Annotated in this window: 13 protein-coding genes and 2 pseudogenes; 13 read left to right on the top strand and 2 right to left on the bottom strand. The window is 69.3% G+C overall.

The features are described 5' to 3' along the window. Positions 1-9: 9 nt before the first annotated feature. The 9 genes and pseudogenes from C6A87_RS03615 (at position 10) to C6A87_RS03655 (ending at position 7755) form a co-directional block, all read left to right on the top strand. Positions 10-1042, top strand: a pseudogene (locus tag C6A87_RS03615) (hypothetical protein). Between the two features lie 27 nt (positions 1043-1069). Further along, positions 1070-2236, top strand: coding sequence for a hypothetical protein (locus C6A87_RS03620; RefSeq protein WP_311116017.1), 1167 nt, complete (start codon positions 1070-1072; stop codon positions 2234-2236). Positions 2237-2251: 15 nt separating this feature from the next. Next, complete coding sequence (locus tag C6A87_RS03625; RefSeq protein WP_311116018.1) at positions 2252-3097, top strand: sugar phosphate isomerase/epimerase; 846 nt, start codon at positions 2252-2254, stop codon at positions 3095-3097. Between the two features lie 20 nt (positions 3098-3117). Next, a complete protein-coding gene (locus C6A87_RS03630; RefSeq protein ID WP_311116019.1) occupies positions 3118-3930 on the top strand; it encodes a thioesterase family protein in 813 nt (270 codons plus the stop codon). A gap of 45 nt (positions 3931-3975) precedes the next feature. Further along, positions 3976-4848, top strand: a complete 873-nt coding sequence (gene proC / locus C6A87_RS03635; protein ID WP_311116020.1) for a pyrroline-5-carboxylate reductase — start codon at positions 3976-3978, stop codon at positions 4846-4848. Positions 4849-4988: 140 nt separating this feature from the next. Further along, the gene (locus C6A87_RS03640) at positions 4989-5261 is read left to right on the top strand and encodes a helix-turn-helix domain-containing protein (RefSeq protein WP_311116021.1); all 273 of its coding nucleotides are present in this window, start codon (positions 4989-4991) and stop codon (positions 5259-5261) included. A gap of 131 nt (positions 5262-5392) precedes the next feature. Further along, complete coding sequence (locus C6A87_RS03645) at positions 5393-5494, top strand: 30S ribosomal protein bS22 (RefSeq protein ID WP_003402602.1); 102 nt, start codon at positions 5393-5395, stop codon at positions 5492-5494. Between the two features lie 31 nt (positions 5495-5525). Beyond that, positions 5526-6633, top strand: a pseudogene (locus C6A87_RS03650) (SDR family oxidoreductase). A 51-nt stretch (positions 6634-6684) separates the two neighbouring features. After that, positions 6685-7755, top strand: coding sequence for a lysophospholipid acyltransferase family protein (locus C6A87_RS03655; protein ID WP_311116022.1), 1071 nt, complete (start codon positions 6685-6687; stop codon positions 7753-7755). 12 nt (positions 7756-7767) lie between these two features. Here the strand turns inward: C6A87_RS03655 and C6A87_RS03660 are convergent, their stop codons facing one another. Together C6A87_RS03660 and C6A87_RS03665 are read right to left on the bottom strand one after the other, a co-directional pair. Beyond that, positions 7768-8292, bottom strand: a complete 525-nt coding sequence (locus C6A87_RS03660) for a MaoC family dehydratase N-terminal domain-containing protein (protein WP_311116023.1) — start codon at positions 8290-8292, stop codon at positions 7768-7770. Between the two features lie 107 nt (positions 8293-8399). Then, complete coding sequence (locus C6A87_RS03665; RefSeq protein ID WP_311116024.1) at positions 8400-9305, bottom strand: HAD-IB family hydrolase; 906 nt, start codon at positions 9303-9305, stop codon at positions 8400-8402. Between the two features lie 39 nt (positions 9306-9344). On the opposite strand from C6A87_RS03665, the gene C6A87_RS03670 reads away from it, so the two are divergent. From C6A87_RS03670 to C6A87_RS03685, 4 genes are all read left to right on the top strand, one after another. After that, positions 9345-9599: a glutaredoxin family protein gene (locus C6A87_RS03670; protein ID WP_311116025.1), complete on the top strand. Its 255-nt coding sequence runs from the start codon at positions 9345-9347 to the stop codon at positions 9597-9599. Positions 9600-9677: 78 nt separating this feature from the next. Continuing rightward, positions 9678-11048 (top strand): glutamyl-tRNA reductase, encoded by a 1371-nt coding sequence (locus C6A87_RS03675; protein ID WP_311116026.1) that lies wholly within the window; start codon positions 9678-9680, stop codon positions 11046-11048. A 25-nt stretch (positions 11049-11073) separates the two neighbouring features. Continuing rightward, positions 11074-12012 (top strand): hydroxymethylbilane synthase, encoded by a 939-nt coding sequence (gene hemC / locus C6A87_RS03680; protein WP_311116027.1) that lies wholly within the window; start codon positions 11074-11076, stop codon positions 12010-12012. After that, entirely contained in the window at positions 12009-13721 is a 1713-nt protein-coding gene (locus tag C6A87_RS03685; RefSeq protein ID WP_311116028.1) for a bifunctional uroporphyrinogen-III C-methyltransferase/uroporphyrinogen-III synthase, read from the top strand. Before hemC ends, C6A87_RS03685 begins: the two co-directional genes overlap by 4 nt. Positions 13722-13749 lie beyond the last annotated feature (28 nt).

Here is a 13749-nt window from a genome sequence, read left to right on the forward strand (position 1 = left end):
GTTGGTTGGGTGCGACTAGGCGTGCTCGACGTGGGCAGCAACACCGTTCATCTTCTGGTGGTGGACGCTCGACGCGGTGGCCACCCCACTCCGATGAGTTCCACCAAGGCTTCTCTGCGGCTGGCGGAGGCGATCGACACCTCGGGAAAGCTGACCCGCAGGGGTGCCGACAGGCTCGTCGGCACCGTCGACGAGTTCGCGCGGATCGCCACGAGTTCCGGGTGCTCCGAGCTGATGGCGTTCGCCACCTCCGCGGTGCGCGACGCCACCAACTCCGAGGACGTGCTGGCCCGGGTCAAGGGCGAGACCGGCGTGGAGTTGCGGGTGCTCAGCGGTGTCGACGAATCGCGGCTGACCTTCCTGGCGGTGCGTCGGTGGTACGGCTGGAGCGCCGGGCGCATCATCAACATCGACATCGGCGGCGGCTCGCTTGAGCTGTCCAGCGGGGTGGACGAGGAGCCGGAGGTCGCGCTGTCGTTGCCGCTGGGTGCGGCTGACGCGCGAATGGCTGCCCGAGGACCCGCCGGGCCGGCGCCGGGTGGCGATGCTGCGCGACTGGCTGTCCAACGAGCTGTCCGGGGCTGCGTCGGAGATCGCCGACGCGGGCGCTCCCGACCTGGCGGTGGCCACGTCGAAGACCTTCCGTTCGCTGGCCAGGCTCACCGGGGCCGCACCGTCGGGGGCCGGTCCGCGGGTCAAACGCACGCTCACCGCACCGGGTCTTCGGCAACTCATAAATTTCATCTCTAGGATGACCGCGGCTGACCGAGCAGAACTGGAAGGGGTGAGTGCCGATCGGGCACCTCAGATCGTCGCGGGCGCGCTGGTCGCCGAGGCGAGCATGAAAGCACTCGGCATCGAGAGCGTCGATATCTGTCCCTGGGCGTTGCGCGAGGGTCTCATCCTGCGGAAACTCGACAGCGAGGCCGATGGCAGTGCTTTCGTGGGCGGCAGCGGCGACGCGGACGGTTCCGGCAAAGCCGGCAAGGCGAGCGGAGAATCGGCCTCGCGGCCGGTGTCCGTGCGTAATGCTGGACGATGAAGCACCGAGGCTCGAAGGCAGCAGGCGATGACTGGATCTGACGACGACCACACCAACACCCGACCGATCTCGGTCGCGGAGTTGCTGGCCAGGAACGGCACGATCGGTGCACCGCCGGTCGGCGGCCAGCGCCGGCGTCGGCGCGGCAACGCCGATGCGGTCACCGTCGCCGAGCTCACCGGTGAGATCCCGATCATCCGCCCGGATGATCCGCCGCCCGCCGAAGCACCCGCCGAAGCACCCGAAGTAGCGGTCGCCGAACCCGAGCCCGAACCGGAACGCGAACCCGAACCCGAGATTCAGCCCGAACCCGAAGACGAACTCGAAGCAGAAGACGAACTCGAAGCCGAAGACGAGGTCGAGGTCGAACTCGCCGTCGAGCCCGAAGCGGAAGCCGAAGTAGAGTCCGAGCCGGAAGAGCCCCAGCCGGTCGTCATCGAAGAGACCGTCGTCGAAGAGACGGTCGTCGAGAAGCCCAAGGCACCCGAGCCGACCCGGCGCTTCGGCCTGGGCCTGTTCGGCCGCAAGAGCCAGCCCGTCGACGCCGAGCAGTGGACCCCGGACCCGGTCGAGGTCGACGACACCCGTGAGATCGAGGACCTCGACGACGAGATCGCGGTCAGCGCCGCGCCCGACACCGACCGCGACGCCCCTGCCGACCTCGACAAGGACGCCGACGCGGAGCTGCCGTCGTACCTGCGCTCGACCGAGGAGCCGCTGTTCGGCGGCCCGACCGTCACCGACACCGACCGGGACAAGACCCGCGACCGCCGCGACACCGCCGCCGACGTGGCCCCGGAGGACGTGTCGGCCGAGGACATGGCCCCCGGTGAAAGCCTCGTCGAGCGCGCCGACATGGACGATCTCGACGACCTGGACGAGGACGACCGGGACGTCGACCGGCATGAAGACCGCGACGAGCCGCGCCGGATGTCGTCGTTCGTCCAGGGCCTGTGGATCGTCGGGCAGTGCATCGTCGCCGTGGTCTTCGGCGCGGGTCTGTTCGTCGCGTTCGACCAGCTGTGGAAGTGGAACAACATCATCGCGTTGGTGTTGTCGGTGCTGGTCATCCTGGGTCTGGTGGTCGGCGTGCGAGTGGTGCGCAAGACCGAGGACATCGGGAGCACGTTGATCGCCGTGGCCGTCGGTGCGTTGGTCACCCTCGGCCCGCTGGCCCTGCTGCAATCGGGCTGAGACCGCCTGAGCACTGTGCGTCCCGCTATCAAGGTCGGTCTGTCCACGGCCTCGGTCTATCCACTCAAGACCGAGGCGGCTTTCAAGTACGCCGCCAAGCTCGGGTACGACGGCATCGAGCTGATGGTGTGGGCCGAGTCGGTCAGCCAGGATGTCGCGGCCGTCGAGGCGATGTCGAAGCACTACGGGGTGCCCGTGCTGTCCGTGCACGCGCCGTGTCTGCTGATCTCACAGCGCGTCTGGGGCGCCAATCCGATCCCGAAGTTGGAGCGCAGCGTGCGCGCAGCCGAGCAACTCGGCGCCCAGACCGTGGTGGTGCACCCACCGTTCCGGTGGCAGCGGCGCTACGCGGAGGGCTTCAGCGACCAGGTGGCCGAGCTGGAGGCCTCCAGCGACGTGATGGTCGCGGTGGAGAACATGTTCCCGTTCCGCGCGGACCGCTTCTTCGGCGCCGGCCAGACGTCCATCGAGCGGATGCGCAAGCGCGGGGGTAACCCCGGCCCCGGCATCTCGGCGTTCGCGCCGTCCTACGACCCGCTCGACGGCGGGCACGCGCACTACACCCTGGACCTGTCGCACACCGCCACCGCGGGCACCGATGCGCTGGAGATGGCCGACCGGATGGGCGAGGGTCTGGTGCACCTGCATCTGGCCGACGGCAGCGGCGCGTCCACCGACGAGCATCTGGTCCCGGGCCGCGGCACCCAGCCGACCGCCGAGGTCTGCCAGATGCTGGCCGCCGGCGACTTCGCCGGGCACGTGATCCTCGAGATCACCACCTCCGGGGCGCGCACCGCCGCAGAACGCGAAGCGCTGCTGACGGAGTCGCTCCAGTTCGCGCGGCGGCATCTGCTGCGCTGAGCGCGTGCGATGATGCCGCGGTGACGAGTTCGACGCTGTTCACCGATGCGATGGCCCTGACTCCCTCCGGAAACGGGGTCTACCGCGGAGAACTCAACGAGCACTGGACGATCGGGCCCAAGGTGCACGGCGGCGCGATGCTGGCGTTGTGCGCGAACGCGGCCCGCACCGAGTTCGGCGAGCCTGAGGTGGAACCGATCGCGGTGTCGGGCAACTTCCTGTGGGCGCCGGACCCGGGGCCCATGGACGTCGTCACCACGGTGCGCAAACGCGGCAGGCGGGTCAGCCTGATCGACGTCGAACTCAACCAGGGGGACCGGACCGCGCTGCGCGCGTCAATCACCCTGGGCACCCCGGAACACCATGTGCCGCCGCTGTTGTCGGTGAACCCGGTGATTCCGTTGATGACGCCGGAGCCGCCGCCCGGGCTGGAGCCGATCGGCCCGGGCCACTCGATGGCCGACGTCGTGCACCTGGCGCACGGCTGCGACATCAGGCCGTCGTTGACGACGTTCTCGCGCCGCGCTGATGGCGGGATGCCGGTGATCGAGTACTGGGTGCGGCCCAGGGGAGTGGCGCCGGATGTGCTGTTCGCGCTGCTGTGCGGCGACGTGTCGGCTCCGGTGACCTTCGGGGTCAACAGGTTCGGCTGGGCGCCCACCGTTCAGCTCACGGCGTATCTGAGGGCGCGGCCGGCCGACGGCTGGCTGCGGGTGATGTGCACCGCGACCCAGATCGGTGAGGACTGGTTCGACGAGGACCACATCGTGGTCGACTGCGAGGGCCGCATCATCGTGCAGACGCGTCAGCTCGCCATGGTGCCCACCCGCTGACACCGGGAGACCGACGGCGCCCGCCAGCGTGCGATGCTGTCCGGCATGGCCAGAATCGCGATCATCGGCGGCGGCAGCATCGGTGAGGCGCTGCTCGCGGGACTGCTGCGAGCAGGCAGGCAGGTCAAGGACCTCGTCGTCGCCGAGAAGTACCCGGAGCGGGCGAAGTATCTGTCGGACCGGTACTCGGTGCGGGTGACGACGGTCGCCGACGCGGTGGACGCCGCGACGTACGTGATCGTCGCGGTCAAGCCAGGTGACGTCCAGCACGTCATCGGCGACATCGCCGATACCGCGGCCCGCGCGGAAAGCGATGCGGCCGAACAGGTTTTCGTGTCGGTGGCCGCCGGGGTGAGCACCGCGTTCTACGAGAACAAGTTGCCCGTCGGTTCGCCGGTGGTGCGGGTCATGCCCAACGCGCCGATGCTCGTCGGCGGCGGTGTCAGCGCGCTCGCGCGCGGCCGGTTCGCCACCGCCGAGCACCTCAAGGAGGTCTCGAAGCTGTTCGACGCGGTCGGCGGGGTGCTCACCGTCACCGAGGCGCAGATGGATGCGGTCACCGCGGTGTCCGGGTCGGGTCCGGCCTATTTCTTCCTGATGGTCGAGGCGCTCGTCGACGCCGCGGTGGACGCGGGCCTCGCGCGCGCGGTGGCTACCGATCTGGTGGTGCAGACGATGGCCGGTTCGGCGGCGATGCTCCTCGAGCACCTCGACGAGTCGGCGGCCGCCGCGGGGGCTTCGCCCGCCACGACGATCAACACCTCGGCGGCCCAGCTGCGCGCGACGGTGACCTCTCCTGGCGGCACCACTGCCGCTGGGCTGCGCGAATTGGAGCGCGGCGGTCTCCGGGCCGCGGTGGCCAATGCCGTGGAAGCCGCGAAAATGCGCTCTGAGCAGCTGGGAATTACACCCGAGTAGTTCGGGAATTTGAAACTGATTAGCCCACACCCGTCGCAGTAACCACACCTGCCACGCTATTCTCCTGAGGGTAAGCACGGGTTCGGAGCCAGCGGTGGGGAAGCCGCTGGAACTGCCCGCGCCTGATTGATTGGGTTGCGATGACGTCTATGAACGGGCCATCTTCGCGGGATTCGGCCGGCGGCAAGCCGGCCCGCGACGCCGGACAGTCCAGCGCCGGTGACGGGCAGCAGCAGCGTGCCCAGTTCCTCACCGTCGCCGAGGTGGCGAGTTTGATGCGGGTGAGCAAGATGACCGTGTACCGGCTGGTGCACAACGGCGAACTGCCCGCGGTGCGGGTCGGCCGGTCGTTCCGGGTGCACGCCAAAGCAGTCCACGACATGCTGGAGAGCTCGTACTTCAACGCCGGCTAGGTCGCGGCGCGGACGCTCTCCCGGTCGCCCGCCGAAGGGGATTTCGGTGCCGGCATGGTCGCCAGGTAAAGTGACCGGTCGAGACTGACGAGATCCGAAGGATCTACACACACATCTAGGTAGCGGAGTTCATGGGTTCTGTCATCAAGAAGCGGCGCAAGCGCATGTCGAAGAAGAAGCACCGCAAGCTGCTTCGTCGCACCCGGGTGCAGCGCAGAAAACTCGGCAAGTAGGGCTGCGCGGCCCCGCCGCTAGGCTGTCTGGATGGATTCCGAGGCACGCACCGGAGGTCGCTCCGGTGGCGACGGCTCGGATGCCCGGGACGCTCTGAACTATCCCAAGGTCGTGCTGGTCACGGGGGCCTGCCGTTTTCTCGGCGGGTACCTGACCGCGCGCCTCGCCCAGAACCCCTTGATCAACCACGTGATCGCGGTCGACGCGATCGCGCCGAGCAAGGACATGCTGCGCCGGATGGGTCGCGCGGAGTTCGTCCGCGCGGACATCCGGAACCCCTTCATCGCCAAAGTCATCCGCAACGGTGACGTGGACACCGTGGTACACGCCGCGGCGGCCTCGTATGCGCCGAGGGCGGGCGGTCGCGCGACGTTGAAGGAACTCAACGTGATGGGCGCCATCCAGCTGTTCGCGGCGTGCCAGAAGGCGCCCTCGGTGCGGCGGGTCATCCTCAAATCGACCTCCGAGGTCTACGGGTCGAGCTCGCGGGACCCGGTGCTGTTCGACGAGAGCAGCAGCAGGCGACGGCCGCCCGGGGAGGGCTTCGCCCGGGACAGCATCGACATCGAGGGTTACGCCAGGGGGCTGGGCCTGGCGCAGGCCCGACATCGCGGTGACGATTCTGCGGCTGGCCAACATGATCGGTCCGGCGATGGACACCGCGCTGTCGCGCTACCTGGCGAGTCCGGTGGTGCCGACGGTGGTCGGGCACGACGCGCGGCTACAACTGCTGCACGAGCAGGACGCGCTCGGCGCGCTGGAGCGCGCGACGATGGCGGGCAGGTCCGGGGCGTTCAACGTGGGGGCCGCCGGGATCATCATGATGAGCCAGGCCATCCGCCGCGCCGGTCGGCTGCCGCTGCCCATGCCCCGGTCGGCGCTGGTGGCGGTGGATTCGCTGTGGCGGGCCACCCGCAACACGGAACTGGACCGCGAGCAGCTCGACTACCTCAGCTACGGCCGCGTCATGGACACCACCCGGATGCGCACCGAGCTCGGGTACACACCGAAGTGGACCACCGCCGAGGCTTTCGACGACTACGTCCGGGGCCGCGGTCTGACCCCGATCGTGGATCCCCGCTGGATACGGGCTGTGGAGAATCGCGCGGTAGCAGCGGCGCAGCGCTGGGGCCGGTAAACTCACACATCAGTTGTGAAGCCGGGGGGATACGGGGGAGAGGGATACAAGTTGCCGGGCGAGCCCAGAGCTAAAGTGATTCCACTGCACGCGAATTCGAGTCGCGGTGCAGCTTCGCGGCGTGCTGCTGCCCAGCGCGCCGACGCCGCCCGTCGACATCCGTCGCTGCTGGCCGACCCCGATACGCGTGCGTCGGCCGAACAGCTCGCCGCGGTGGTGCGCGAGATCGATCAGCACCGTGGGGCCGCCGCCGGCGGCGCGGCCCAGGACGCCGGACCGAACGAACTCGCCCAGCGCATCAGCGCGGTCGCCGACTTCCTCCGCAAACGGATGACCGGTGACTACACCGTCGACGAGTTCGGCTTCGACCCGCAGATCAACAACGCAATCTTTCTTCCTTTGCTGAGAGTGTTCTTCAACTCCTGGTTCCGGGTCGAGGTCAGCGGTGTCGAGAACCTCCCCGACACCGGCGCGGCACTCGTGGTGGCCAACCACGCGGGCGTGCTTCCGTTCGACGGCCTGATGACCCAGGTGGCGGTCCGGGACCGCCATCCCGCCCACCGCGACCTGCGGATGCTCGCGGCCGACATCGTGTTCGACATGCCCGTCATCGGCGAGGCCGCCCGCAAGGCCGGCCACACCATGGCCTGCGCGGACGACGCCCACCGGCTGCTGGCCGCGGGTGAGCTGACGGCGGTCTTCCCCGAGGGCTACAAGGGTCTCGGCAAGCACTTCAAGGACCGCTACAAGCTGCAGCGCTTCGGCCGGGGCGGTTTCGTCTCCGCCGCGCTGCGCACCAAGGCGCCGATCGTGCCGTGCTCGATCGTCGGGTCCGAGGAGATCTACCCGATGGTGGCGGACGTGAAGCTGCTGGCCCGGCTGCTGGGCCTGCCGTACTTCCCGGTCACGCCGCTGTTCCCGCTCGCCGGGCCGCTGGGCGTGGTGCCGCTGCCGTCCAAGTGGTACATCCAGTTCGGCGAGCCCATCGACACCGCCGACTACGACGAGTCCGCCGCCGAGGATCCGATGATCACCTTCGACCTCACCGACCAGGTGCGCGAGACCATTCAGCAGACCCTTTACCAGCTGCTGGCCAACCGCAGGAACACCTTCTTCGGCTGAGCGCCCCGGTCTTTACCCGGCAACGAACTTCGACAGCGCCGCCGCGTCCCGCTTCGCCGCGATCTTGGAGGTCAGCTCGTCGGCCTCGGTGTCCGATTCGGCCTCGCCCATGACGGTCACGATGCTCGTGATGACCGGCTCGCCGGCGTCGTCGGTGACCTCACCGCGGATCTCGGTCAACACCGCGCCGTGCGACTCGGTCACCGAGTCGAGGTAGGAGTCGAACCACAGTTTGTCGCCCGCCACGATCGGCCGGTGGAAGATCAGCTTCTGGTCGCGGTGCAGCACCCGCTCCATGTTGATGGGGAGGTCGAACTGGTTGAAGATCTCCTCCTGCACGCGCCGTCCCGCGACCGCCATGAAGGTCAGCGACGCGACCAGCGCGTCGTAGCCGACCTCCTTGGCCCCCGCCTCGGTGTGGTGCGCCGGGTGGTCGTCCTTGACGGCGCGGGCGAACTCGCGGATCTTCTCGCGGTCGACCTGGAAGTAGTCGGGGTACCGGTAGTGGGTTCCGATGATGTCTTCAGCGATGCTCATTGCCGGTCTTTCCGTTCTGCCGATAGCGGCGCGAGCCTATCAGCGGTTTCATGAGCGGCTCCGCCGCAGCGGTCTGACCAGCGGCTCCGCCGCAGCGGTCTGACAAGTCACTTGGCCTCGCGGCGCGACACCGCGGCCGCCAGCGCGCCGCCGATGGCGCCCAGCGCCAGCGCCGACGGCACACCGATACGGGCGGCCTTGCGCGCGGTGCGGAAGTCGCGGATCTCCCAGCCCCGTTCCCGGGCCAGGTCGCGCAGGTCGGCATCCGGGTTGATGGCCACCGGGGTGCCGACCAGCGACAGCATCGGGACGTCGTTGAAACTGTCGGAGTAGGCGGTGCACCGGCGCAGGTTCAGGCCCTCGCGGATCGCCAGCGAGCGCACGGCGTGCGCCTTGCCGGTGCCGTGCAGGATGTCCCCGACCAGCCGGCCGGTGAACACCCCGTCGACCGACTCGGCGACGGTGCCCAATGCGCCGGTCAGCCCGAGCCGCCGCGCGATGGTGTCGGCGAGCTCGTACGGCGTGGCGGTGACCAGCCACACCTGCTGTCCGGCGTCGAGGTGCATCTGGGCCAGCGCCCTGGTGCCCGGCCAAATCTTGTCGGCGATGATCTCGTCGTAGATGTCCTCGCCGAGCGCGATCAGCTCGGCCGTCGACCGGCCCTCGATGAACGCCAGCGCCTTGCGGCGGCCCTCGGCGACGTCGTCGCTGTTCTCCCGGCCGGTGAGCTGGAACTTCGCCTGAGCCAGCGCGAAGCGGGCCAGGTCCTGATAGGTGAAGTACTCGCGGGCGGCCAGGCCGCGCGCGAAATGCACCAGCGACGATCCGTGCACCAGGGTGTTGTCGACGTCGAAGAACGCGGCCGCGGTCAGATCGGGCGGGGGCGGCGGCGGGCCGGCGACGGGGTCCAGCGGCTGCGCGAGTCCCTCCGCGGCGACCTCTGCGCTGACCTCACCGGCAAGTTTCTGCGCCCGGCTGCCTGACCCGGCCTCGGATCCTCCGGTAACGGACACGGGTACCAGATTAGGTCACCAGCCCGGGATACTGGCGGGGTGGATCGACAGGTGGAGCTGCTGACGCGGGAGGGCTGCCCGATGTGTGCGGCCGCGGCGGAGCGGCTGGCCGGCCTCGCCGGCGAACTCGGCTTCGTGTTGACCGTCACCGATGTGGACGCCGCGGCGGCCGCCGGTGACAGCCGGCTGCGCGCCGAGTACGGCGACCGGCTCCCGGTGGTGCTGCTCGACGGGGCCGAGCACAGCTACTGGGAGATCGACGAACCCCGGTTGCGCGAGGACCTCACCCACTGAGAACGCCGGAGAGCAAATTTGGTAGGCCAGCTGGTTAACGACTACCTTTGATTGCGTGTTGATCGTGGTGAGGGAGCCATGAGCGTCCTGCTCTTCGGGGTCTCACACCGCAGTGCGCCGGTGTCGGTCCTCGAGCAGTTGAGCACCGACGAACCCGATCAGGCCAAAATCATCGAAGAGGTCTTGCGATCCTCGCTGGTGACCGAGGCGATGGTGCTCTCGACCTGCAACCGGGTGGAGATCTACGCCGTCGTCGAGGCGTTCCACGGTGGCCTGTCCGTGATCGGGCAGGTGCTCTCCGACCACAGCGGAATGTCCCTGCAGGATCTCACCAAATACGCCTACGTGCGCTACGCCGAGGCCGCCGTCGAACATCTCTTCTCCGTGGCCGGTGGCCTGGATTCCGCCGTCATCGGCGAGCAGCAGGTGCTGGGCCAGGTACGGCGCGCCTACGCGTCGGCCGAGGCCAACCAGTCGGTGGGCCGTACGCTCCATGAGCTGTCGCAGCGGGCCCTGGCCGTGGGCAAGCGGGTGCACTCCGAGACGGGCATCGACGCCGCGGGCGCCTCGGTGGTCTCCGTCGCCCTGGACACCGCCGAGAAGAAGGTCGGCTCGCTGGCCGGGCGCAGCGCGGTGGTCGTCGGCGCCGGCTCCATGGGCGCGCTGGCCGCCAAACACCTGGCCCGCGTCGGCGTCGAACGCATCCACGTGGTCAACCGGACCCTGCCGCGCGCCAAGCGCCTGGCCGAGAACATCCGCGCGTACGGCGTCACCGCCGAGGCGTTCCCGTTCGACCACCTACCCCCGCTGCTCACCGACGCCGACATCGTCGTCAGCTGCACCGGGGCGGTGCGGCCGGTGGTCTCGCTGGCCGACGTGCACCGTGGGCTGGCCCACGTCAGAGAACCCAAAGAACTCGTCATCTGCGACCTCGGGATGCCCAGGGACGTCGACCCCGCGGTCGCCGGCCTGCCCGGTGTGTTCGTGGTCGACATGGAACGCATCCTGCGCGAGCCGACGGCCAAGGCCGCGGCCACCGACGCGGATGCGGCCCGCACGATCGTGGCGGCGGAAGTCGCCAACTACCTGGCCGGGCAGCGTATGGCCGAGGTCACCCCGACTGTCACCGCGCTTCGTCAGCGCGCTGCCGATGTCGTCGAGGCCGAACTGCTCAGGCTGGACAACCGGTTGCCCGGACTGGATGCCGGACACCGCGACGAAGTCGCCAACACGGTGCGCCGGGTTGTCGACAAACTGCTGCACGCGCCGACGGTGCGGGTCAAGCAGCTGGCCAGCGCGCCAGGCGGCGACAGCTACGCCGAAGCGCTGCGCGAGCTGTTCGAACTCGACCAGCATGCGGTCGACGCCGTTGCCGGCAGCGAACTGGGACCCATCGCCGGAGGAAATGAAATGGGTTCTCTTGCAATTGATCTCGATAAGACCGAGTGACGCTCGGCCCGCCGAAAGACATCAAGTGATTCGAATCGGCACCCGGGGAAGCCTGCTGGCCACCACCCAAGCCGGAACTGTGCGCGACGCCCTGATCGCCGCCGGACATGACGCCGAACTCGTCATCGTCTCCACCGAAGGCGACCGTCGCGCCGACGACCCCATCGCCGACATCGGGGTCGGGGTCTTCACCGCCGCACTGCGCGAGGCGATCGCCGACGGCGTCGTCGACGCCGCCGTGCACTCGTACAAGGATTTGCCGACAGCGACCGACCCGCGCTTCGTGATCGCCGCGACGCCGGTGCGCGAAGACGCCCGGGACGCGTTGGTGGCCCGCGACGGACTGGTGCTCGGCGAGTTGCCGGCGGGCTCGGTGATCGGCACGTCGTCCCCGCGAAGGGCCGCACAGCTTAGAGCACTGGGTCTCGGTTTGGAAATCCGCCCCCTAAGAGGCAACCTAGATACCAGGTTGAACAGGGTAAGCAGCGGTGAACTCGACGCCATCGTGGTGGCCAGAGCGGGCTTGGCCCGCATCGGACGCCTCGACATGGTGACCGAATCGTTGGAGCCGGTACAGATGCTGTCGGCGCCCGCGCAGGGAGCTTTGGCAGTCGAGTGCCGCGCCGGTGACACGGCGCTCGCAGAAGTGTTGTCGCAACTCGATGATGCTGACACGCGGGCGGCGATCACCGCAGAGCGAACCCTGCTGGCCGAACTGGAGGCGGGTTGCTCCGCACCGGTGGGCGCGATCGCTGAGGTGGTCGAGTCTATCGATGAGGACGGCCGCGTCTTCGAAGAGCTGTCGCTGCGCGGCTGCGTGGCGACGCTGGACGGATCCGACGTGATCCGCGCGTCCGGTATCGGGACACCCGATCGGGCCCGGGAGCTGGGGCTCTCGGTGGCCGAGGAGCTGTTCGAACTGGGAGCGCGCGATTTGTTGGACGAAGGCGGGAGAGACAGATGAGCTTGCGAGGACGCAAGGGCAAGCCCGGCCGGATCACGTTTGTCGGCTCCGGGCCCGGTGACCCGGGTCTGCTGACGACGAGGGCCCGTGCGGTGTTGAACAACGCCGCGCTGGTGTTCACCGACCCCGACGTGCCGGAAGCGGTGCTGGCCCTGGTGGGCTCGGAGCTGCCGCCGCCGTCCGGGCCGTTGCCACCGGTCACCGAGGCGCCGCCGAAATCCGCGGCCGCGGCCAAGCCCGCCGACACCGACGCGGCCGCCACCCCGGCCGAGGGCGCCAAGCCCGTCGAGGAGGCGGTCATCCCCGGCGGACCGGACGTGCGCCCCGCGCTCGGCGACCCGGCCGAGGTCGCCAAGACCCTGGCCACCGAGGCCCGCACCGGAGTCGACGTGGTTCGCCTCGTCGCCGGTGACCCGCTGTCGATCGACGCGGTGATCACCGAGATCAGCGCGCTGGCCAAGACGCAGCTCACCTTCGAGATCGTGCCCGGCCTGCCCGGCACGTCGGCGGTGCCCACCTACGCGGGTCTGCCGCTGGGTTCCTCGCACACCGTCGCCGACGTGCGCGACCCCAACGTCGACTGGGCCGCGCTGGCCGCCGCGCCGGGACCGCTGATCCTGCACGCGACCGCGTCGCACCTGCCGGAGGCGGCACGCACACTGATCGAGTACGGGCTGGCCGACTCCACGCCCGCCGTCGTCACCGCCAATGGCACGACGTGCCAACAGCGTTCGGTGGAGACCACGCTCGGCGGCCTGCTCGACAAGGCCGTGCTGGACAAGCCCGCCGTCACCGAGCCGGCAGGCCCGCTGACCGGGACGCTGGTGGTCACCCTGGGCCGCACCGTGGCCCACCGCGCGAAGCTGAACTGGTGGGAGAGCCGCGCCCTGTACGGCTGGACCGTGCTGGTGCCGCGCACCAAGGACCAGGCCGGTGAGATGAGCGACCGGCTCGTCGGGCACGGCGCACTGCCGATCGAGGTGCCGACCATCGCGGTCGAGCCGCCGCGCAGCCCCGCCCAGATGGAAAGGGCCGTCAAGGGTCTGGTCGACGGCCGGTTCCAGTGGGTGGTCTTCACCTCCACCAACGCGGTGCGCGCGGTGTGGGAGAAGTTCAACGAGTTCGGCCTCGACGCCCGCGCGTTCTCCGGGGTGAAGATCGCCTGTGTCGGACAGGCCACCGCCGAGCGGGTGCGCGAGTTCGGTATCAATCCCGAACTGGTGCCCACCGGCGAGCAGAGCTCGCTGGGTCTGCTCGACGAATTCCCGCCCTACGACGAGATTTTCGATCCGGTGAACCGGGTGCTGTTGCCCCGCGCGGACATCGCGACCGAGACGCTGGCCGAGGGGCTGCGCGAACTCGGTTGGGAGATCGAGGATGTCACCGCCTACCGCACCGTGCGCGCGGCCCCGCCGCCGGCGCAGACCCGCGAGATGATCAAGACCGGCGGCTTCGACGCGGTGTGCTTCACCTCGAGCTCGACGGTGCGCAACCTGGTCGGCATCGCGGGTAAACCGCACGCCCGCACCATCGTTGCCTGCATCGGGCCCAAGACCGCCGAGACCGCAGCGGAGTTCGGGCTGCGGGTGGACGTGCAGCCCGAGGTCGCCGCGGTCGGTCCGCTGGTCGAGGCGCTGGCCGAGCACGCCGCCCGGCTGCGCGCCGAGGGTGCGTTGCCCCCGCCGCGGAAGAAGAGCCGCCGCCGCTAAGGAACTCGCCGAAATCGCATTCCGGCAG

The organism is Mycobacterium sp. ITM-2016-00317, assembly GCF_002968295.1.
In the GTDB taxonomy this organism is placed as follows: domain Bacteria; phylum Actinomycetota; class Actinomycetes; order Mycobacteriales; family Mycobacteriaceae; genus Mycobacterium.